Raw genomic sequence first — 21,076 nt, 5'->3', positions numbered from 1 at the left:
GTGAAAGCTCCCGTCCGGCACGAGCGAGAATCTGCGGTATGACCTCCGACGCCGACCCTCGTCGCCCAGATCAGCCGGCTCCCCGCATCCCCGAGCCGGCGTCCCCCGATCGTCCGCTCCGGGAGGAGCCCGACGACGCCGCAGCCGCGCCGGTGGGCGACCAGGCCGCCGCCGACGCGACCCTGCCCGACTCCGAACACCCCGAACACCCCGAACGCCCAGAACGCCCACCGCTGAACGCCTCGGGCTGGGTGGCGCTCGTCTTGGCGACGGCGGCGTTCGGGAGCAGCCTCCTTGTCGCGTGGGCCGGCGCCGTCATGCTGGCCGCGCTCGGGCTCGCGTTGTCGATCACCGGGCTGGTCCGCGTCTACCGTGGGCGGGCGACCAACGGACCGGCGGCCGCCACGGCGCTCGCGCTGGCGATCGCCACGATCATCCTGGGGTTCGTCTGGGCCGACCGGGCGCAGGAATGCATCCCACTGGCCAGGGACAATGCTCGCTTCGAGCAGTGCTACGCCGACCGCACCGGCATTCTCTGACCGTCGCCGTTTTGGGTCGGGGGCACCCTTGTACGGCTCTATTGGCCAAGGGCGCCCCCGACCCAAAACGGCAACGCAGGCCGGAGGCTAGGGCAACCAGGACAGGTGGCCCTTGAGCAGGGCGTACCCGACGAACGCCACCACATCGAGCAGTGTGTGCGCGACGACCAGCGGCCACAGACGGTTGGAGCGCTGCCAGTACCGCCCGAAGATCAGCCCCATGATCACGTTGCCGACGAAGCCGCCGAACCCCTGGTAGAGGTGGTACGACCCGCGCAGGACGGCGGCGGCGAGCAGGCTGGCGTTCTCGGCCCACCCGAGCTGGCGGAGCCGGGTCAGGAGGTACCCCACCACCAGCACCTCCTCGGCCCAGGCGTTCCCGGCGGCGGAGAGGATCAGTGTCGGCGTACGCCACCAGTGATCGCCCAGCGTGGTCGGCTGCACGGTGAGGCTCAGGTCGAGTGCCTGGGCGCCCAGGTAGAGCCCGAGTCCGGGGATCCCGATCAACGCGGCGAGCCCGGCGCCGGCCAGCAGGTCGCGGCCGAGGCGGTTCGGATCCAGCCCGATCATCCGCGGCTGGATCAGCGTCCGCCAGAGCAGGTAGACCGCGATGCCACCCCACGCGGCCAGCTGGATCACGCCGACGAGCTGGAACGCGAGGTCGAGCAGCTGCTGGCTGGCGCGGGACACGTTGAGCGCCACCGCCTGCTTGCTCAGCGGCTCTGGCCGCAGCAGGGAGTCCACCAACGACAGCAGGCTCCGCAACCCCGAGAGCCCGAGCGTCATGCTGAACACCAGGACCAGTTCGATGGTCACCGCCCGCCGCTCGGCCGGGTCGCTGATCACCGCGGGTTGCCCTGGCCGCCGGGGTGCCAGCCAGGTACGTACGCCGTTTCCCACGAGCGCACGCTATCGGGACCGGCCGGGAGCGGTCTCTCAGCCACCGAGAAGCCGGGCGATGTCGGCCGCGAACCTCCGCTCGGAGTCGTCCTGCGGCTGGTACCCGATCACCCGGCGGGCGTTCGTGATGCTCCAGAACGTACGCGCGTTGTCGGAGACGCCGTAGAAGATGTGGAACGGCACGCCGTGTTCGTCGTCGATGTCGCCCGCCTCGATCGACCTGGCGAACAGCTGCCGCAGGTCGCGTTCGCTGATGTAGCCCGCGAGCTCTCGCACGTAGCGGTGGGCCGGCTGGTCGACGAACTTCCCCGCGTCGATCTCGCGGGGAACGACGATGCGCAGTTGGATGACTTCGAGCTTGCGTCCCAGGCTGCCGCACGCGTAGAGGAAGCCGAGCGACTCATAGGCCGCCTTCGCCCAGCCGTAGAAGTTGTCGGGCCGCGGGTAGTCGTCGGGGGTTACACGGTCCCGAAGCCCTTGGAAATAAGGCTGTTCGTACCACTTCGCCGCCTGGTTGGTGCTCGCGGCGACCACCCGGCGTACGCCGTGGTCGAGGGCCAGCTGGTAGACCCGCTGCATCATGTCGACGTTACGGCGCTCCCCGTCGTACCTCGCCTGCGGGTCGTCGCCCGCCGGCCGGTGGTACGCCGTGTGTACCACGACGTCGACGCCCTCGAACAACCGGCCGAGGTCGCCGGCCGCGCCGGCCAGCAGGTCAGCCACCTCGACTCCATCGCCGGGTCGGACGTCGACCAGGCGTAGGTCGTACCTCTCCCGGAACTCCGGCAGCAGCTGGCCCGCGATGTATCCCGTGGCCCCGGTGAGGAGGACGCGTTTCTTCAACGTGGATTCCGGCACCGGCTCAGCTTGGCGCACGAGGGCTGAGGATCTCTACCCGGTTGCCGTTGCCGTCCGCGGTGTAGAAGCGCCGGTAACCCGGGAACAACCCGTCCCATTCGACGGGGAAACCGGCCGCCACCAGCCGCGCGGCCACCGCGTCGATGCCGTCGACGCTGGCGCCACCTTCGACGCCTTCCACCCCTTCGGGGCCACCGACCTCCGGCCCGACCACGAACGCCGGATGCGCCTTCCGAGCGGGCCGGAAGTCGGCCTCGACGCCCACGTGGACTTCCGCCGTACCGTCCGCCGACCGGAACCACGCGCCTCCGCGTGCCGCGAGCACGGGCGGCTTGTCGACTTCGACCATGCCGAGCGCCCCCGCGTAGAACGCGCGCGCGGCATCCTCGCCACCAGGTGGGCAGCAGACGAGAACATGGTGCAGGTTCATGAGGCATCCCTTCCGAGGTAGAGCTTCATCCCAACGTGCGTCGCCTGGAATCCGAGCCGTTCGTAGAAGCGGTGCGCGTCAGGACGCCGAGCATTCGAGGTGAGCTGCAGCCGGACCGCCCCGCGGCGGCGGGACTCCGCGATCACCCACTCCATGAGCCGAGATCCGATGCCGCGCCCGCGCAACGCCGTGGCCGTCCGCACGGACTCGACCTGCGCGATCAGCCCGCCGTGGTACATCAGGTGCCGCAGGAACGTGAGCTGACACGTCGCGACGATCTCACCGTCGAGGTCGCCGACCAGCAGCAGCGTGTGGGGGTCCGCGGTGATCTCGTCGAACGCCGCGACGTACGCCGGCGCGACCTCGCCAGGCATCCCCAGGTCTTCCGCCACCTCCCGGATCGCGTCCGCGGCCACCAGGTCAAGGATCGCCGCCAGGTCGGCCCGCCCGGCTTCCCGGATCACGAGCCCGGCCGTCATCACCGTGGGTTCCTCGCGCCGCCTCACCACGCTGCCAGCCAGGTCGCTGCTCATGCCGCCACCCGCTGCGCGACCGCGAAGATCCGCCGGAACGGCAGGACGGTGCCGAAGTCCCGCGGAGGGTACGCCGCGCGCAGGCGCGCCTTGTAGGTCTGCTCGAACTCCGGGCGTACCTCGTCGGGCAGCGCCTGCAGGATCGGCCGGGCGCCGGTGCCCTTCACCCATTCGAAGACCGCGTCGTCGCCGGGCAGGACGTGAAAGTACGTCGTCTCCCACGCGTCGACCCGGCATCCCGCGGACGCGAGCACCTCCAGATAGGTCGCGGCGTCCGGCGCGCTGGGCCGCTGGCGTACCTGCCCGGCGAGGATCGAGGCCCAGGGTTCCTCAGCGGCGAGAGCGAACAGCGTCTGGTGGCTCGGGCTGTCGAAATTGCCCGGCACCTGCAAGGCGAGCCACCCGCCCGGCGCGAGGTGCCCGACCCAGGTGGGCAGGAGGTCGAGGTGGCCGGGCACCCACTGCAGGGTGGCGTTGCTGACGAGGACGTCGATCGGGCGAGCGGGCGCCCAGGTGCGTACGTCGCCGACCGAGAACCCCAGCCGGCCCGGCACGGCAAGCCGCTGCGCCCGCTCGATCATCTCGACGGAGGAGTCGACGCCGTCGATCGTCGCAGTCGGCCAGCGGTCGAGAAGGGTGGCGGTGAGGTTCCCCGGGCCGCAGCCGAGGTCGACGACATAACCCGGCGTCTCCGCCCGCACCCGCCCGAGCAGGTCCTCGAACGGTCGGCCACGCTCATCGGCGTACCGAAGGTACTGCCGTGGGTCCCACACCACCGCGCCATCGGCGTCGGTCATCACACCTCCTGAGGATCGCGGGCCACCCCATCCTGAGTCCGGCCCGCCGACCAGAAACTTATCTTGACGTCGAGACAGCCTTGTCGACAGGGTATCTCGATGTCAAGAGTCTTGACTGGCCGGCGCCGCCGCTAGGCTGGCGTCCGTGGAGTCCGTGGAGAACGAACCCGAGGACGAGGTCGATCGGCTCGTGGGCGCGTGGCGCCGAGAGCTTCCTGACCTCGACGTCTCGCCGTTCGAGGTGCTGTCCCGCGTCACCCGGCTGGCCCGGCACCTCGACCGCGCCCGCCGGCTCGTCTTCGCGACCCATGACCTCGAGTCGTGGGAGTTCGACGTGCTCACCGCGCTGCGCAGGGCCGGCCAGCCGTACGAACTCTCACCCGGCCGGCTCCTCACCCAGACGCTCGTCACCAGCGGCACGATGACCAACCGGATCGACCGGCTCGCCGCGAAAGGGCTGGTCGAACGCCGGCCCGATCCCACCGACCGCCGCGGCGTCCGTGTCCGACTCACCCCTGAAGGCCAGCAACGGGTCGACGCCGCGCTCGCCGGCCTTCTCGACCACGAGCGGGCCCTCCTCTCGGGACTGCCCGCCAGCGACCGGGCCACGCTCGCCCGGCTCCTCCGCCGGCTCGTCATACCCTTCGACGAACAGGCCTGACGCCGCCCAGAGGCCGCCGGTGCGGCATGATGTCGACGTGCAGATCTCGGCGCGTGCAGACTACGCCGTCCGCGCCATGCTCCAACTCGCGGCGACCAACGACATGCTCACCGCTCAGGCGCTGGCGGACGCGCAAGGACTCCCCCACAGGTTCCTCGAGGCGATCCTCGGCGACCTCCGCCGCGCCGGACTGGTGCGCAGCCACCGCGGCGCCGAAGGCGGCTACCGCCTGCCGTGCCCCGCCAACGAGATCTCGCTGGGCGACGTCATCCGCGCGGTCGACGGTCCGCTGGCCGGCGTGCGGGGCATCCGTCCGGAGGAGGCGAAGTACGAAGGGGCGGCGGAGCACCTCCAGGCCGTCTGGGTCGCCACCCGCGCGGCGGTCCGGAGCGTGCTCGACGAGACCACGCTCGCTGACGTGGTGAGCGGCAACCTCCCCCGACACCTGCGTACGCTCGTCAAGTCGCCCGGCGCCTGGGAACCCCGCTAACCAGCCTGCGCGCTTTAGAGGTCGCGCGACCTCTTACTCGACGAGTTCGGCGAGTTCGAGCCAGCGGTTCTCGACCTGCTCCTTCTCCGCGCGTACGTCACGCAGCTCCGCGTCGAGGCCCATCAGCCGCTCGTAGTCGCTGGCGTGCTCGGCCAGTGCCGCGTGCAGCTCCTCCTCGCGCGTACCAAGGCGGGACAGCTGCCGCTCCAGCCGGGCAAGCTCCTTCCTCGCCGCGCGCAGCTCCGTGGCGTTCGACTGTTGACCGCCGGGCGCGTCCCCGGCGGCGGCCGGACCAGACGATTCCACCAAGCTGGTCTGCCCACGCGCCGAGCCGTCCACCGACGCGCCGGAATCCCGGCGGCGTTGGAGGTACTCGTCCACCCCGCCTGGCAACAGCGCCAGCTGGCCGTCACCGAGCAACGCCCACACGCTGTCGCATACCCGCTCGAGGAAGTACCGGTCGTGCGTCACCACCACCAGCGACCCGGGCCAGATGTCGAGAAAGTCCTCGATCACCCGCAGCGTGTCGATGTCGAGGTCGTTCGTCGGCTCGTCGAGCAGGAGAACGTTCGGCTCGGTCAGCAGCAGGCACAGCAACTCCAGCCGGCGACGCTCCCCGCCCGACAGGTCGCCGACGCGGGTTCGTAGCCGGTCGCCCCGGAACCCGAACCTCTCCAGCAACGAGATCGCAGTCACCTCGGGCCCGGACGTGGGCACCGGCCGCCGGCCCACCGCACCGGGACGGATGTTCTCGGGCGCGAGCTTGATGACCCGGCGTACCTCCTCCGCGGCGTCCACCACGATCGTGTCTGGATCGAGACCGCCGAGCTCCTGCCTGAGATGGCTGAGCTGGACCGTACGCCCCCACTTCACCGTGCCGTGGTCGGGCTCAGCCTCACCGGCCAGCAGCCGGAGCAGGGTCGTCTTTCCGGCACCGTTGATACCGACCATGCCGATCCGGTCGCCGGGCCCGAGCTGCCACGTGACCCGACTCAGAAGCTCCCGGGTGCCGCGGCGTACGTCCACATCGGCCAGGTCGATCACCGTCTTGCCCAGCCGCGTCGAGACGAATTTCGCCAGGCCCAGGGAGTCGCGCGGAGGTGGCTCACCTTCGATCAGGGCCGCCGCCGCGTCGAGCCGGAACTTCGGCTTGGACGTCCGGGCCGGCGCGCCCCGCCGCAGCCAGGCAAGTTCCTTGCGGAGGAGGTTCTGCCGCTTGTTCTCCGAGACGCCGGCGGCGCGTTCGCGCTCCGCCCGGGCGAGGACGTACGCCGCGTAGCCGCCGTCGTACGCCGCGACCTCGCCAGCCTCCAGCTCCCACGTCGTGGTGCAGATCGCATCGAGGAACCACCGGTCGTGCGTCACCGCCACCAGGGCCTCCGCGCGGCCGACCAGGTGACGGGCGAGCCAGTCGGTGACCTCGATGTCGAGATGGTTGGTCGGCTCGTCCAGGAGAAGAAGGTCGTGTTCATCGGCGAGGAGGCGAGCCAGCGCGACCCGGCGGCGTTCCCCGCCCGAGAGTCCACCGACGATCCGATCCCCCGGAATGTCGCTGAGCAGTCCCGCGAGCACGTCTCGTACCTTGCGGTCGGCGAGCAGGGTGTGCTCGGGACGGTTCCGGAGTACGACATCCGTGACGGTGCTTGCCTGGTCGAGGTCGTCGCTCTGGCTGAGTACGCCGACCCGCAGCCCCCGGGCCTGGGTGACGCGTCCGGCATCGGCGGGTTCGACGCCCGCCAGCATGGCGAGCAGGGTGGTCTTGCCGGCGCCGTTGCTGCCCACCAGACCGATGCGTTCACCCGCCGCGACGCCAAGGCTCACGCCGGCGAGCAGCTTCCGCACGCCGTATGCCTTCTCGACCCGTTCGAGGTTGACCAGGTTTGTCGCCATATGCCTTTCCGCGTCTCCCCACCGTCTGACCAGCACCGCCTTTTAACCGGCGCCGTCGACTGACCGTCACGGTCGCCCGATCGGCACCGTCGTCGAGGTTAGAGGGCGGCGGCCAGGACCCGCCAACGGCTTCACCACCCGGGCGTCGGCTGGGAGGATGATCGGCATGGCCGGCGCGCTGAAGATCACCGATATCAAGCGGATCGTCGTCAACGTCCCCTTCACCGAGCGGTGCCAGGAGTGGAACGCCCTCCTCGTCTGGGAATGGTCGGTCATCGAGATCATCCGGATCAGCACCGACGCCGGCATCACCGGCTACGGCGAGACCCTGCTCCACTACAGCTGGGGCCGGGTCCCTGACGAGGCCGTCGCGCGGCTCCGGGGCCGCAACCCGGCCGACTTCCTCGGCGACGACTCGCTCGGGCCGGGGCTGCAGATGGCGGTGTACGACGTCGTGGGCAAGGCCCTCGGCGTACCCATCTCCGCGTTGCTTGGTCAGCGCGTACGCGAATGGTGCCCGATCGCGTGGTGGAACACCAAGATGCCGCCGCGGGCGCTCGCCGAGGAGGCGCGTGAGGCAGTGGCGGCGGGCTACCTTTTCCACAAGTTCAAGGCCCGCCCATGGTTCGACGTCTACGAGCAGGTCGCGGCGATCAGTGCCGAAACCCCGCCTGACTACCGGCTCGACATCGATTGGAACGCCATGCTCCTGAACGCGGGCGAGGCGGTTCCTGTCCTTCGCGAACTCGATCGTCACGACCGGGTGTCGATCTACGAGACACCGATCCCACATCCGGACCTCGAGGGCTACCGCCAACTGCGCCAGAAGGTCACACGCCCCATCGCGGTACACCTGAGCGCGCAGCCGTTCCCGGCGATGATTCGCCAGGAATCCTGTGACGGGTTCGTCGTCGAGGGCGGTGTCAACACGATCTTGCACCGGGGCGCCATCTGCGCGGAGTTCGCGAAGTCGTTCTGGCTCCAGTTGGTCGGCACCGGCCTCACCACCGCGATGTGCGCCCACCTGGGAGCGGTCCTGACCAACGCCCGCTGGCCGGCCGTCACCGCACTCAACAACTACGCCGATGATCTGCTCGTCGAACCCCTCACCATCCAGAGCGGTTATCTCAGGGTGCCTGACGGCCCTGGCCTGGGCGTGGAGGTCGACGAAGCCGCTCTTGAGCGCTATCGCATGCCGAGCCCGCACCGCCTGCCCGAACGCCGGCACATCCTGTCGGTGACCTGGCCGAACCGCCGTACGATCCACTACGCCCACATGAAACAGATGTGGACCGACTTCCTGACCGGCAACCACCCTGTACAGGAGCGCGGAGCCGACCTGCAGGTCAGGGTTGACGACGGGACATCGGAGTGGGCGGAGTTGTACGCCCGAGCCGAACGCGGCCCGGTCCATGACGCGGCCTGACCTGGCACTGCAGGGATTCACGTGTCTCCACGGCCGCGGCCGACTGCTCAGCTACCGGCTTATCGACCAGTGAAACCCCCGGGGAGAACCCCGGGGGTTTCACACGGTTTGACTCGGCGATCTTCATTTCCCGCGCGGCGAGACCTCAGCGCAGGTTGAATTCACCCTTCTTGGCACCGCCGACGAAGGTGGACCAGGCACCCGCGCTGAAGATCAGCTTCGGGCCCTGACGGTCCTTCGAGTCGCGGACAGCAAAGTGGGCGCCGAGGTCGGCGACTTCGACACAGTTCTGCATTCCTACTGATGCCGATGCCTTCCGCCATCTAGCGCGGTACAGGTCAACTTTCATTTTCGCCTCCTTGTTTTTTCGCCATCTCAGACAAGATGGCCATGACCTTGCGGGCAGACTGCGCTGGACTGAGTGCCACCGCGGCCATGTGCCCGAAGGCCAAGTTCGCGCGCTCAACATCAGCGGATTTTTCAAGGTAGGCAATGCCGGCCTGACCGTCCGCGTACACAACCGGTGAATGTATGTCCTCTTCGAAGTCAAAGATCGTGAATGATCCCACCATGCCCGGATAGGTGCCCGCCTCAAACGGCACGACCTGGAAGATGAAGCGGTCACTCAACTCCAGCAGCCGCATCAACTGCCCGCGCATGACGCTCGGGTCCTTTCCGGCCGGACGCCGCAACGCCGCCTCGTCGACAATCACCCAGAGTCGACTCCGGTCGGTGTCGGCTTCGTCCGCCCAGAACTTCTCCTGCCGGGCAATCCGGATCTGCACGGCCCGCTTCTGTTCGGACGGCGTACTGAAGGTGCACATCGCGTCGAGAGCGCTGGCATACGACTCCGTCTGGAGCAGGCCAGGAACGATCAGTGGTTCGAACATCCGGACCCGATGCGCCTCGGACTCCAGTCCGACGAACGAGGTGTACTGCTTGGGCATCGAGCCCAAGGGCACCCACCAACCACGCTGCTTGCCGATCTTCTGCAGGTCATGCAGAAGATTCCTCAGGTCGTCGTCGTCAACCTTGTAGAGGTCGAGCAAGGAATCGAGCTCGGCTCTTGCCACGCCGACCTCGCCCGCCTCGAGCTTGCGAATCTTCGACTCCGAGCAGCCGAGCCGCTCGGCAGCGTCGAGGTAACTACGACCCGACTTGACGCGCAGGTGGCTGAGTTCGTTGCTGAGCCGCCACCGCGAGATGGTGGGACCGCTCACTCTGGGCATACGAACCTCCCCGGTGCGTAACTGGGGCAAGTGTGGCTCGTTGTCCCAGATGTCGCAAGTACTTCTGCAACATCAATCTGGAAATCGCCAATTGGTCACGCCAATCCGGATCATGCAAATTTCCATTGGAAGAGTTACTTGACCATCCGTGGTGGGCCTGTCACTCTAGGAGTCCCTACGGGCCGTCGTAGACCCCGGCCCATTCCCTGCGCGGCGGCCCGTAGGACTCCAACCTCCTGGAGGCCCGTCATGTGGATGGAGGGTTCATGCCCGTCGTCACGACAGCCATGCCGTGCCGCTTTCAGCTCTACCGACATCACGACGATTCGGGAGTGTCAGGAACCGGCGTCGTGGCGTGGGGGACGGTTTATCCGAATGGCAAGGTCAGCCTCGCCTGGTGCGGCTCACGGCCATCGGTGAATGTGTACGAGTCGCTCGCCGACGTCACCGCGATTCACGGCCATGACGGGCGTACTCAGGTGATCATGTGGGACGAGCTGCCGTATGCGGCAGCTGATAGTTCCTCGCCCGAGCTCCACTGGTAGCTGATATCCGACCTCTGACGAGTCCCGCGGCCGCACATCGGCGCCGACTGCGGCCGCGACCGTAGGAGGTCGTGCGGACGGGGATGTCGCGAGGCCGCGGGGCGCCTGCCCAGCGCGCTCGCCCTCGCGCCCCCGTCCGCCCTGGGCCCAGCTGGCCTGGGAAATCTTTACGCCGTATCCACCACCGCGCCGTAAGATTCGGCGAGCGTGACCGCACCCGCCAGGTCGAGTTGGGTGCCATCGAGGACAGCGGATCTGAGGTCGACCGCGTTTAGTGTCGCGCCGCGAAGGTCCGCCTCCTTGAGCACCGTGCCACGCAGGAGCGCGAACGAAAGATCGCAGTCCCGAAGCTTTGCCTTGGTGAGGTTGGCCTCCGACAGATCGGCGTCGTTGAGGCGTAGTCCCGACAGGTTGAGGTTGTTGAGGTCGGCCCCACGGAGCAGGACGCTCGACCACTGCCCGCCTTTGACCGTGAGCGGCCGGAAGACGCAGTCGACGAACTCGCTGCCGGTGAGCTTGCAGCCGTCCAGCGTTGCCGAGAAGAACGACGTGCGGCGGAACTCGCAGCCCACGAACGCCGACGCGTGGTGCTCGGACGCGTTGAAGCGGCAGTTGGCGAAGGTGCACGACTCGAAGACGGCCCCACGGCTGCGCGCCTCGGTCAGATCCACCTCGCGAAACACGCACCGCTCGAACCGCGCATCGGCAAGGTCGCGGGCGTACCAGTCGAGGCCGTCGAACGTCTCGTCAGTCGCTTCGTCCATCGGGCCATCATGCCGACAAGCACCGACAACGCCCCGCCGACGACCTCCACCGGACAACCCGGCGCTCAGGTGGACACGCCAGCCTCGTCGAGAACCATCGCCACCACCTCGACCGGATCCGCGACGGTGGCCGGAAGGCCGCGGTCCACGAACCACTCGCAGATCCTGCGGGTGTCGCGCTCGAGGAACCCACGCCCCTGCGGGTTGGTCACCAGGTCGACCAGCTGTGGGAGGTCGATGAGTACGAGCTCGCCCTGATGGACCAGCAAGTTGTACGCCGAAAGGTCGCCGTGGGTGTATCCGCGCCGCCCGAGCAGCACCATCGCCTCGACCAGCTGCTGCCACAGCTCAGCCAGCTGGTCGGGGTCGGGGCGCAGCTGGGCCAGGCGCGGCGCCGCCGTACCGTCCTCGTCGCCCACGAACTCCATCAGGAGTTCGGTGCCAAGGTGCTGGACCGGATACGGCACCGGCGCGCCTGCCTCCCATAGTTCGAGAAGCGCCGCGAACTCCGTGATCGCCCACTGCTGCGCGATGAGGTTGCGGCCGAAGTCGGTCCGGTTGGCGATCGCGCGCTGCTCGCGGGACTTCCGGGCGCGGCGGCCTTCGAGGTAGCCCGCATCGCGGTGGAACAACCGGTGGTCGGCGCTGCGGTAGCGCTTGGACGCCAGCAGGCACCGGGCCTCGGTGTCGGGGACACCACGCTCGATGAGGAAGACGTCGGCTTCCTTGCCGGTCTTGAGAATGCCGAACTCCGTGTCGACCGCGGCGAGGTCGGTGACGAGCCAGTCGGGGTACGGCTCGGGGCCACGGGACCCCGCGTCGTCCCAGGTGGTCCAGCGGTAGCCGGTCGGCGGCCCGTCGGCGATCGCCACGTCCTCGCGTTCCTTGGCGAGGCGGGCGCGGGCCTCTTCGGTCATCCGCCCGCGGGCGCGGGGTGCCGGCTCGTCGTCGGAACGCCGCCGGCGCATCCGCGCGGACACGGGGGCGACGCCGTCGTCGAACGCGTCGTACCAGAGTTCGTCGTCGCCGCCGTGCTCGGCGGAACCGTGATCAGAAGTGGGGTTGTTGTCAGTAGAGAGGTAACGCCTGGGGTTGCGCTTGCGCACAAGTAGCTCCTTGGGAGAGATCACATCTCTCCGGGAGCGCGCGTTGGCGGCGTCAGTGCCTGGAGAGATGCGCGGGAGGGTGAGCGAAAAGCCCACACCAGATGACAGGCTTGGCCACGACACACCTCCTCGATCGCTCCGGCAGGAAAGCCGGGTGCTGACACAACGCGGACACTTTGCCCGCTCCCGCGGCCATCGCGCAACCGATTTAGCCGAACCCGCGTCAGGGTTCGATGATCCGGGCGCCGGGGACCGGACCGGACGCGGTTCGTACGGACGAGCACACACCAGAGCCGGACAGCCGGGCCGCGAGATCCCACGCATGGTCAGCGCTTCGCGCGAGGAACGCGCACGTCGGACCCGAGCCCGACACCACCGCACCCAACGCGCCGGCGTCCTCGCCCGCCTCGAGCAGCTGCCGGAGCCGCGGACGCAGACGCAGGGTGGCCGGCTGCAGATCATTCGCGAGCGCGCGGCCCAGCCCAGCGGCGTCACCGGCCCGGAGAGCCGCCATGAGCTCGCCGGAGATCCGCGGGGGCAGCACGGCCAGGTCGCCGCGCATCCGGTCGATTTCGGCGTACACCGCTGGTGTGGACAACCCGTCGGTGTCGAGCGCGAACACCCACTGGAAGGTCCCGCGGACGAGTGCCGGCGTCACGACCTCGCCGTGTCCGGAGCCCATCGCGGTGCCCCCGACCAGGCAGAAGGGGACGTCGCTGCCCAGCCGGGCGGCGAACGCGAGGAGATCGGTCCGGTCCAGTTTCGTGCCCCACAACGCGTCGCAGGCGACCAGAGCCGCCGCCGCGTCGCTGCTCCCTCCGGCCATCCCACCCGCGACCGGGATGCCCTTGCGGATGTGGAGGCGTACACCGTCTCCGACCTGGCACCGGTCCGCGAGCAGGACGGCGGCACGCACGGCAAGGTTGCTGGCGTTGGCGGGCACCTTCGCCGCCTCGACCCCCTCGACCGTCACGCTGATCTCGCCCGCCGTGGCCGGTGCCGCGGTCACCTCGTCGTAGAGGCTGACCGCCTGGTAGACCGACGCCAGCTCGTGGAACCCGTCAGGCCGCAGCGGCCCCACCATGAGCGCCAGGTTGACCTTGGCCGGCGTTCGGACAACAACGGCACTCACGACTCGTGCTTCCTCTCTGCCAACCCCTCTGGTGGAGTCCCTGCCGGGCTGCCTCGGGTCTCCGCCGGGCTGGCCAGCGCCTCCGCGATCCGGGCGAACTCCGTGACATCGAGCCGCTCGCCGCGGGCGCTCGGGTCGATCCCCGCCTGCCGCAGTGCCGCCTCGGCCTGCGCCGGCGACCCGGCGAGGGTGGCGAGCGCGGCCCGCAACGTCTTGCGGCGTTGGGCGAACGCCGCGTCGATCACCGCGAACACCTGCTCGCGGGAGGCGGTCGTCACTGGTGCGGGGCGGCGGGCGAACGCCACCAACCCGGAGTCGACGTGCGGCTGGGGCCAGAAGACGGTACGCCCGACCAGGCCGGCCTTGCGTACCTCGGCGTACCACGCCGCCTTCACGCTCGGCACGCCGTAGACCTTCGAGCCGGGTACGGCGGCGAGCCGCTCGGCCACCTCCAGCTGCACCATCACCAGGCCGTGCCGGACGGAGGGAAAGCGCTCCAGCACTTCCAGCAGGACGGGCACCGCGACGTTGTACGGGAGGTTCGCGACCATCGCCGACGGAAGAGGCTCGGGAAGCTGGGTCAGCCGGAGGGCGTCGGCGTGGACGACGGTGAGCCGGTCGGCGTACTCCGGCGCGAAATGGGCCACCGTCGCCGGCAACGCCTCCGCGAGCCGGGTGTCGATCTCGACCGCGACCACCCGCGCCGCCGTGCGGAGCAGAGCCAGGGTGAGCGAACCGAGACCCGGCCCGATCTCGAGCACCACCTCCGACTCGTCGAGGCCGGCGACCCGGGCGATCCGGATGACGGTGTTGGCGTCCGTCACGAAGTTCTGTCCGCGTTGCTTGGTGGGGCGCAGCGCGAGTTGGCTCACCAGCAGACGTACGTCCGCCGGCCCGAGAAGCTGCGCGGACGGACCCTCACGTAGGTGGGGGTCCGAACCAGCGCTTCCCGAACCGGCGGACGGTTGGTCAGAAGCCTCGCTCACGTGGGAACGCTACCGGTCTCCCACCGAAGGCCTCGGGCATACTCGCTCTCAGCTGAAAGTTCCATCCTCAGGTGAAGAGCCGGCTACCGCAGGTCCACTGACCCGCGCCAGCCTTCTTGTACAGCAGTTTCGCCCGGTAGGTCTGCTCTGCGGGCGAGGCGTCGATCGGGTTGCCGGTGCCACCCACCGAGCGCCAGGTCGACAGCGAGAACTGATAGAGGCCGTAGTAGCCGGCCGGGTTGACGGCCCGTGGGTTCCCGCTGGACTCGCACTGCGCGAGCGCCGCCCAGTTGAGGTCGTCGACACCGCCTCCGACATCGCCGCCGCCACCGCCGCCACCTCCGCTACCGCCGCTCGGGCGTGCCTTGGTGCCGACAACGACGATCTTGGCGACTGGTCCGCGTACGACCTTCTCGGACAGGACCGTGGCCTTGGACTTCTTGCCGTCGACGTACACCGTCTCGACCACCTGAGCCTTGACGCCGCGCTCCCCCGCGCGCTCGACCCGGCTCTGGTCTTTGTACATCGACGAGTCTGTCTTGCGGATCGTTTGGTACGGGATCGCCAGATTGACGGGGCGCTTGCGTACCTCGACCCGGTTGATGGTGATGGTCGCGTCGTTGTCGACCACGTCTGAGAGGGCAGGCCTGATCCGGTCGTCGTCGTCGATCTTGACCCCACCGGCCGACAGGGCCTGCGAGACGGTCAGGACGGGCGCTGAGAACGCCGTCTGCGTACCGTCGTGCTTGATCACAAGCCTCTTCAGGGTTCGGACGTCGACATCGAGGCCCTTGCGCTCGATGCCCACCGAACGGCTTGCGGAGAGTCGGGCGCCCGTGAAGCGGACACCGAGTTCGTTGAAAGCCCCCCCGACATTTGTCGCGGTGACCCAGTGGGTCTTCTTCTCACCGTCGACGGTGAGGGTCAAGGGGCGGCCGTAACGCACGGCGATACGGCTACCGTCAGTGATCTTGGTCGACTGCGCCGGCGCGACGAGGTCGCGGGGACCTATCTGCAGCTTCTCTGCCTTGAGAACGTCGGCGACTGTCGAGTCGAACGTGTGGATTGTGCGGAGTTTGCCGTCGACTGAGAGGGTGACGGCCTTGTCGAGTGTTGCGTAGGCGACGCCGCCGATACCCAGGGCGCCCACCATGCCAAGACCCACAACACCGATGAGAGCTTTAGTACGCACGGTGCTCCGATGCTCGTGCTTTCCGGGCACGGGCACGGTCGGCGCCAGACGACGGCGGTGAATCAACGCGCCGACCCACGATCAAGGGCCGCGGCCAGCCTGCTGTCCAGGCCGCCCGGGTGCGTATGACGAACCCCCCTGGTACGCCGCCCGAGGCTTCCCGACCCCGGCCAACGAATCGGGACGATAGTTCAGGATCCAGGTCAGTTCAACTCAGCGTGTAGAAACCTGGGACTTTCCGTGACTGACTGTGACGGTCCATGATCATTGGGCAGGGATTGGTCTGATCTCAGGCCGGATCTGCGGGGGCAGAGGCCAGGCCAGTACGCGGGCGGCGGGAGGTTTCGTGTGTCGTACGGGAGGCTTCGCGGATCTGACGGGAGGCTTCGCGGATCTGACGGGAGGCTTCGCGGATCTGACGGGAGGTTTCGCGGATCTGACGGGAGGTTTCGCGGATCTGACGGGAGGTTTCGCGGACGCCGGGATTCTTCGCGGGCCCGGAGGGAGGCTTCGTGGGGCCCCTTCATGATCAAGTCCGAGAAAGTGTTGACCAATCGCCACCTCGGTGAACACTTTCTCGGACTTGATCATGAAGGGGCGTGGCTCGCGGCTCAGAGCGTCTGTTGCCCGGCGTCGTAGACGAGCAGTCCGTCGTCGCGGCGGCGCGCCAGGTCGCTCGGGGGGTGCGACTGGAGCCGGCCGTCGTGCAGCAGGTGCCGCACCTCGACGCCGCGTACCAACACCAGATAGTCGGAGAGCATCTTCCGGTGGCACCGCCACCACACCGTCTCCGCGCACATGACCGCCGTACGCCGGAGAGCCGCGCCTGCCAGCAGGTCGTCCACGGCGGCGGCGAACTCGGGCGAGCGCATGTAGGCGGCGTACCCGGCGAAGGCGCGCTCGCGCAACGCCACGTCTGGCGAGTCCGGGCGGGCCTTGCGCCATCCGCCGAGCCGGCGTTCCCAGCGGTAGTCGATCCCGTGCTCGGGTAGCCACCGCGCGAGGGCGTCCCGCGCGACGTGCGGGTTGCGCCGACTGCCGGGAGCCGTGCGGATGTCGACGAGAACCTCGACGTCCGCGTCACGGAGCAGCGCCACGATGGTGTCGGCGCTGGCCGTTCCGTGCCCGAACGTCAGGATCTCCATAAGGGTTGTCTACGCCTTCTCCGGTGAGGTACGCGGAAGTCTCCACCATGCAAGGGGGATCTTGCCGTGGGCGGGGGAATGTGCCGTGGAAGCTGGCATTTGCGGTGTGAGGTGGGCATTTGCCGCGTGCCGTCCGGCCGCAGGCGGGCGCGCGCCGCCAGCAGGCGAGCCACCAGAACCGCAACCGTTGATCAATTTCGCCGGAGCGGCGGGCCATGATCATGAAGGATATTCGTCGCTATATGACCAAAATCCTTCATGATTCCTGGTCGGGTTCGAGATGCGCCCACTCTGCGAGATCGCTCGCTCGGTTGCGATCTGCCTGTACGAGGAGCATTGAATAAGCCCCCTCGGATGGGCGGGTCATCCCAGATCGTGGAGATTCCGGGGTGCTCTAACACCCTGGAGTTTCCACGGTCTTACTGAAGTACGGCAGCCGTCTCGAATGGAGGCCTATTCAAAACCCCTCACGCCCGACAGGTCGCGGCATCGTGAAGGGAGCGGGAGGCGACTTGGCGGAGGTGTCTCGGCTTCTATGCCGAAACTCCTCCGCCAAGTCGGCGCAACTCGGTGGGCGATCTCGCATAGTGAGCAACTCTCGACCCAGGCCAGGATCATTTTCGAGAAGTGGCCCACGTTCGGCGCGAGACGTGGGCCACTTCCCCGAAATGATCTTGAGTGCAGCGGGTTGCCTCACAAGCCGGACTGCTGGCGGCTTGGCTCACACACCCGGCACGTCTCACTTGGCGAAGGTGCGTCGGCTCCTTTGCCGCGACACCGCCACCAAGCCGGCTTCTGGCGCCGCCGCGCACCCTAGCCCCGCCCCGCGGGGCTACCAGCTACCGAAGACCTCGTTGGTGGCGGCGGCGATCGCCGTACACAGGTCTGCCTCGTCGACGCCCTTGACCTCCGCCATGTGGCGCACGGTCAGCGGGATGAGGTAGCTGGCGTTGGGCCGGCCGCGATACGGGGAGGGCGTGAGGTACGGCGCGTCGGTCTCGACGAGCACCCGCCCGAGGGGGACGGTGGCGAGCGCCTCCCGCAGAGACGCGGCGTTCTTGAACGTCACCGTGCCCGCGAACGACAGGTAGTAGCCCCGCCGGACGCATTCCCGCGCCATGTCGGCGTCCCCGGAGAAGCAGTGCATGAGCACCCGGTCAGGCGAGCCCTCCTCCGCGAGGACCCTGAGGACGTCGGCGTGCGCGTCCCGATCGTGGATCACCAGCGCCTTGTCGTGCCGCTTCGCCAGCTCGATGTGGGCGCGGAAGCCGTCCTCCTGCACCTTCCAGCCCTCCTCGGAGGTGCGGAAGTGATCGAGGCCGGTCTCACCGATCGCGCGTACCCGCGGGCTCGCCCCGGCCAGCCGGTCGATCTCGGCCAGCGCGGCGTCGAGTTCCCCGGCCGCGGCGAGCACCGGCACTTCGTTCGGGTGGAGCGCGACACCGGCCAGCAGCGCGGGATAGCGGTCGGCGGCCTCGACCGCCCAGCGCGCACCCGGCAGGTCACAGCCGATCTGGACGATGTGGGGTACGCCGACAGCGGCTGCCCGCGCGATCGCGTCCTCGGCCGAGAGCCACGAACCGTCAGGACCGTCGGCGATGTCGAGATGGCAATGGGAGTCAGCGACCGGAACCCGCAGCGGCGGCGGAGGCTCGGGGCGGCTGCGGTCGCGACGGTCGTCCGCACCCGCGCGCGCCCGGGTAGGTCCGTCCGGCGGCTGCGGGATCTGCGACGTCACTTGGTGTCGGGCTCCTCGATCCGCGGGAACAGCGGCTCGCCCTTGGTGATCACCGAGCCGGGTGGGAGGAGGCCCCACCGACCGGCGTTCGTGAGCGGCTGGAGGTCAAGCTCGCCGAGGGTCTCCGCCGCACCCAACTCCTTCCACAACGCGGCCGCGCTCTTGGGCATCACCGGGTTGTGCAGCACCGAGATGGCGCGCAACGACTCCGCCGCGGTGTAGAGGATCGTGGCGACCCGGTCACGAGCCGCCGGCGAGTCGTCCTTGGCGACCTTCCACGGCTCCTGCTCGGTGAGGTAGCCGTTGACCGCGTCAGTGAAGGAGTCGATCGCCGCCAGCGCCTCATGGAACCGCAGCCCGCCCATCGCCTCGTCAGCGATCCGCACGGTCTCCGCCAACCGCTCCGCGAGCGCCGTCTCGGCCGGTCCAGCGGCGGCGGGCGCCGGCAGCGTGCCACCGAAGTAGCGGCCGACCATCGCGGCCACCCGGGACGCGAGGTTGCCCAGACCGTTGGCCAGCTCCGAGGTGTAGATGGCGCTGATCTGCTCCCAGGAGAACGACCCGTCAGAGCCGAACTGGATCGCGCGCAGGAAGTAGTAGCGGAACGCGTCAGAGCCGAAGGTATCGACGATCTGGCTGGGCGCGATCCCTGTCAACTTGGTCTTGCTCATCTTTTCGCCGCCGACCAGCAACCAGCCGTGCGCGAAGACGGTGCGCGGCAGCGGGAGCCCGGCGGCCATCAGCATCGCCGGCCAGATCACCGCGTGGAAACGCAGGATGTCCTTGCCCACCAGGTGCACGTCGGCCGGCCAGACCCGTTTGAACAGCAGCGGATCCGTGCGGTAACCCGCGGCCGTGACGTAGTTGAGCAGGGCGTCGATCCAGACGTACAACACGTGGTCGTCGTCCCACGGCACCGGGATGCCCCAGTTGAACGTCGACCGGGTGATCGAGAGGTCCTGCAAGCCCTGCTTGACGAAGGCCACGACCTCGTTGCGGGCGCTTTCGGGCTGGACGAACTCCGGGTGCTCCTCGTAGTAGGCGAGCAGCTTGTCGGTGAACGCCGAGAGCTTGAAGAAGTAGTTGGTCTCCGACAGCATCTCGACCGGCCGGCCGTGGATCGGGCACAACTTCGCGCCGTCCTCGCCGTCCAGCAGCTCGTTGGGGAGCTTGAACTCCTCACAGCTCACGCAGTAGGGGCCCTCGTAGGTGCCCGGATAGACCTGGCGCGCGTCGTACAGATGGTTCCAGAACTCCCGAACCCGCTCGGTGTGCCGGGTTTCGGTCGTACGGATGAAGTCGTCATTGCTCGCGTCGATGGTCGAGAGCACCGGCTTCCACGCGGTCTCCACCAACCGGTCGGCCCAGGCTCGGGGACTGACGCCGTTGGCCTCGGCACTGCGCATGACCTTCTGGCCGTGCTCGTCGGTGCCGGTCAGGAACCACACCGTCTCACCACGCTGGCGGTGCCACCGCGCGAGGACGTCGGCCGCCACCGTCGTGTAGGCGTGGCCGATGTGCGGCGCGTCGTTGACGTAGTAGATCGGCGTCGTGACATAGAACGCCTTGCCGTCGCCGGCGTCCTTGCGGCTGGGTGTGGCGGCATCGACCATGTCCGCGATCCTAGGGAACGACTCCCCCATCGCTTCGACCCAGTCCCCATCGCCTCAACCGGGACGCTTCGCCCTGGTTCGCTCCGCCCCGTCCGGATCGCGCCGTCCGGATCACCTGTGTTGCGACCGCGGCGACCCCAGTCGCGACCGCCGCGACCTCAGTCGGGCTTCGCGACCGCCGCCGCGTAGACGACCCGCTTCGGGATGCCGGCCGCCTTCGCCACCGCGGCGATCGCGTCCCTCTTCGAGACGCCCGTCTCGACCTGAGCGGCGACCCGGCGAGCGAGTTCGGCGTCATCGGCCGCGTCCGGCGCCGCCACGGGAGCGCCGCCCACCACGACCGTGATCTCGCCGCGTACGCCGTCCCGCGCCCACGCGGCCAGCTCGCCGAGCGGACCCCGGCGTACCTCCTCATAGGTCTTGGTCAACTCCCGGCAGACCGCCGCCGCCCGGCCATCCCCGAACGCCGCGATCATCGCGTCCAGGCTCGCCGCGAGCCGATGTGGCGCCTCGAAGAACACCATGGTCCGGCGTTCATCCGCCAAGTCCCGCAACCGCTGAGCCCGCTCACCCGCCTTGCGCGGAAGGAACCCCTCGAAGCAGAACCGATCCACCGGCAGTCCCGACAGGGCCAGGGCGGTGAGGACGGCGGACGGACCGGGTACGGCGGTGACCTTGATGCCGGCCTCGACCGTGGCGGCGACCAGGCGGTACCCCGGATCGGACACCGAGGGCATGCCCGCGTCCGTAACCAGGACGACCCGCTGGCCGGCGCGGAGTGCCTCGACGAGTTCGGGGGTACGCCGGGCCTCGTTTCCCTCGAAGTACGACACCACCCGGGCGCGCAGCGGTACGCCGACAGCGGTGGCGAGCCGGTGAAGCCGCCGGGTGTCCTCGGCCGCGATCACGTCCGCGGCGGCGAGTTCGGCGGCAAGGCGCGGTGGGGCGTCGTCGAGGGAGCCGATCGGAGTGGCGGCGAGGATGAGTACCCCCGCCTCACCAGACGTCTGCGCGCGGGCGGTCACGAATCCATCCTCGCAGGGCAGTGTCTATCCAGCCCCTCGCGGGCTTCGCCCGCCACCCACCCCCGCCACGTTTATCC

The 21,076-nt window shown here is 68.8% G+C and carries 22 protein-coding genes; 5 read left to right on the top strand and 17 right to left on the bottom strand.

The window, feature by feature from the left end; all coding sequences use genetic code 11:
* Window positions 1-38: 38 nt before the first annotated feature.
* Window positions 39-539 carry a hypothetical protein gene (locus B141_RS0134700; RefSeq protein WP_020579782.1) on the top strand — a complete coding sequence of 167 codons (501 nt, stop codon included), beginning with the start codon at window positions 39-41 and terminating at the stop codon, window positions 537-539.
* 87 nt (window positions 540-626) lie between these two features.
* Here B141_RS0134700 and B141_RS0134690 read toward each other — a convergent pair whose 3' ends face one another.
* From B141_RS0134690 to B141_RS0134670, 5 genes are read right to left on the bottom strand one after another with little or no spacing between them, the layout of a single operon-like run.
* Complete coding sequence (locus B141_RS0134690) at window positions 627-1,439, bottom strand: CPBP family intramembrane glutamic endopeptidase (protein WP_020579781.1); 813 nt, start codon at window positions 1,437-1,439, stop codon at window positions 627-629.
* A 36-nt stretch (window positions 1,440-1,475) separates the two neighbouring features.
* Window positions 1,476-2,315 carry an NAD-dependent epimerase/dehydratase family protein gene (locus B141_RS0134685; protein WP_020579780.1) on the bottom strand — a complete coding sequence of 280 codons (840 nt, stop codon included), beginning with the start codon at window positions 2,313-2,315 and terminating at the stop codon, window positions 1,476-1,478.
* On the bottom strand, window positions 2,302-2,727 hold the full coding sequence (locus B141_RS0134680) for a VOC family protein (RefSeq protein ID WP_020579779.1): 426 nt from the start codon (window positions 2,725-2,727) through the stop codon (window positions 2,302-2,304). The genes B141_RS0134685 and B141_RS0134680 overlap by 14 nt, the downstream gene beginning before the upstream one ends.
* Complete coding sequence (locus B141_RS0134675; protein ID WP_020579778.1) at window positions 2,724-3,260, bottom strand: GNAT family N-acetyltransferase; 537 nt, start codon at window positions 3,258-3,260, stop codon at window positions 2,724-2,726. Before B141_RS0134675 ends, B141_RS0134680 begins: the two co-directional genes overlap by 4 nt.
* Window positions 3,257-4,057 carry a trans-aconitate 2-methyltransferase gene (locus B141_RS0134670; protein ID WP_020579777.1) on the bottom strand — a complete coding sequence of 267 codons (801 nt, stop codon included), beginning with the start codon at window positions 4,055-4,057 and terminating at the stop codon, window positions 3,257-3,259. Before B141_RS0134670 ends, B141_RS0134675 begins: the two co-directional genes overlap by 4 nt.
* Before the next feature lie 154 nt (window positions 4,058-4,211).
* On the opposite strand from B141_RS0134670, the gene B141_RS0134665 reads away from it, so the two are divergent.
* The gene (locus B141_RS0134665; protein ID WP_020579776.1) at window positions 4,212-4,718 is read left to right on the top strand and encodes a MarR family winged helix-turn-helix transcriptional regulator; all 507 of its coding nucleotides are present in this window, start codon (window positions 4,212-4,214) and stop codon (window positions 4,716-4,718) included.
* A 37-nt stretch (window positions 4,719-4,755) separates the two neighbouring features.
* The gene (locus tag B141_RS0134660) at window positions 4,756-5,208 is read left to right on the top strand and encodes an RrF2 family transcriptional regulator (protein WP_026257846.1); all 453 of its coding nucleotides are present in this window, start codon (window positions 4,756-4,758) and stop codon (window positions 5,206-5,208) included.
* Window positions 5,209-5,241: 33 nt separating this feature from the next.
* Here the strand turns inward: B141_RS0134660 and B141_RS0134655 are convergent, their stop codons facing one another.
* Complete coding sequence (locus B141_RS0134655; protein WP_020579774.1) at window positions 5,242-7,098, bottom strand: ABC-F family ATP-binding cassette domain-containing protein; 1,857 nt, start codon at window positions 7,096-7,098, stop codon at window positions 5,242-5,244.
* A 166-nt stretch (window positions 7,099-7,264) separates the two neighbouring features.
* On the opposite strand from B141_RS0134655, the gene B141_RS0134650 reads away from it, so the two are divergent.
* On the top strand, window positions 7,265-8,524 hold the full coding sequence (locus tag B141_RS0134650) for a mandelate racemase/muconate lactonizing enzyme family protein (protein WP_020579773.1): 1,260 nt from the start codon (window positions 7,265-7,267) through the stop codon (window positions 8,522-8,524).
* 145 nt (window positions 8,525-8,669) lie between these two features.
* Here the strand turns inward: B141_RS0134650 and B141_RS0134645 are convergent, their stop codons facing one another.
* Complete coding sequence (locus tag B141_RS0134645) at window positions 8,670-8,873, bottom strand: DUF397 domain-containing protein (RefSeq protein ID WP_026257845.1); 204 nt, start codon at window positions 8,871-8,873, stop codon at window positions 8,670-8,672.
* Window positions 8,863-9,753 carry a helix-turn-helix domain-containing protein gene (locus B141_RS0134640; protein WP_026257844.1) on the bottom strand — a complete coding sequence of 297 codons (891 nt, stop codon included), beginning with the start codon at window positions 9,751-9,753 and terminating at the stop codon, window positions 8,863-8,865. The genes B141_RS0134645 and B141_RS0134640 overlap by 11 nt, the downstream gene beginning before the upstream one ends.
* A 266-nt stretch (window positions 9,754-10,019) precedes the next feature.
* Here B141_RS0134640 and B141_RS44425 point away from each other — a divergent pair, with 266 nt between their 5' ends.
* Window positions 10,020-10,298, top strand: a complete 279-nt coding sequence (locus B141_RS44425) for a hypothetical protein (protein WP_020579770.1) — start codon at window positions 10,020-10,022, stop codon at window positions 10,296-10,298.
* A gap of 167 nt (window positions 10,299-10,465) precedes the next feature.
* Here the strand turns inward: B141_RS44425 and B141_RS0134630 are convergent, their stop codons facing one another.
* From B141_RS0134630 to rsmI, 9 genes are all read right to left on the bottom strand, one after another.
* Complete coding sequence (locus B141_RS0134630; protein WP_020579769.1) at window positions 10,466-11,062, bottom strand: pentapeptide repeat-containing protein; 597 nt, start codon at window positions 11,060-11,062, stop codon at window positions 10,466-10,468.
* Between the two features lie 65 nt (window positions 11,063-11,127).
* Window positions 11,128-12,168 (bottom strand): serine protein kinase RIO, encoded by a 1,041-nt coding sequence (locus tag B141_RS0134625; protein ID WP_020579768.1) that lies wholly within the window; start codon window positions 12,166-12,168, stop codon window positions 11,128-11,130.
* Window positions 12,169-12,391: 223 nt separating this feature from the next.
* Window positions 12,392-13,300, bottom strand: a complete 909-nt coding sequence (locus B141_RS0134620) for a 4-(cytidine 5'-diphospho)-2-C-methyl-D-erythritol kinase (RefSeq protein ID WP_020579767.1) — start codon at window positions 13,298-13,300, stop codon at window positions 12,392-12,394.
* Window positions 13,297-14,286, bottom strand: a complete 990-nt coding sequence (gene rsmA / locus B141_RS44420; protein ID WP_020579766.1) for a 16S rRNA (adenine(1518)-N(6)/adenine(1519)-N(6))-dimethyltransferase RsmA — start codon at window positions 14,284-14,286, stop codon at window positions 13,297-13,299. Before rsmA ends, B141_RS0134620 begins: the two co-directional genes overlap by 4 nt.
* A gap of 67 nt (window positions 14,287-14,353) precedes the next feature.
* On the bottom strand, window positions 14,354-15,478 hold the full coding sequence (locus tag B141_RS0134610) for a resuscitation-promoting factor (protein ID WP_157181511.1): 1,125 nt from the start codon (window positions 15,476-15,478) through the stop codon (window positions 14,354-14,356).
* Between the two features lie 611 nt (window positions 15,479-16,089).
* Entirely contained in the window at window positions 16,090-16,623 is a 534-nt protein-coding gene (locus B141_RS0134605; protein ID WP_020579764.1) for a DUF488 domain-containing protein, read from the bottom strand.
* An 832-nt stretch (window positions 16,624-17,455) separates the two neighbouring features.
* Entirely contained in the window at window positions 17,456-18,361 is a 906-nt protein-coding gene (locus B141_RS0134600; RefSeq protein ID WP_020579763.1) for a TatD family hydrolase, read from the bottom strand.
* Window positions 18,358-19,974 carry a methionine--tRNA ligase gene (gene metG / locus B141_RS0134595; protein WP_020579762.1) on the bottom strand — a complete coding sequence of 539 codons (1,617 nt, stop codon included), beginning with the start codon at window positions 19,972-19,974 and terminating at the stop codon, window positions 18,358-18,360. Before metG ends, B141_RS0134600 begins: the two co-directional genes overlap by 4 nt.
* Before the next feature lie 158 nt (window positions 19,975-20,132).
* A complete protein-coding gene (rsmI, locus tag B141_RS0134590; protein WP_020579761.1) occupies window positions 20,133-20,999 on the bottom strand; it encodes a 16S rRNA (cytidine(1402)-2'-O)-methyltransferase in 867 nt (288 codons plus the stop codon).
* Window positions 21,000-21,076: the final 77 nt, after the last annotated feature.

This window comes from Actinopolymorpha alba DSM 45243, assembly GCF_000373925.1.
GTDB lineage: Bacteria > Actinomycetota > Actinomycetes > Propionibacteriales > Actinopolymorphaceae > Actinopolymorpha > Actinopolymorpha alba.
This window is presented reverse-complemented; position numbering and strand designations above follow the sequence as displayed.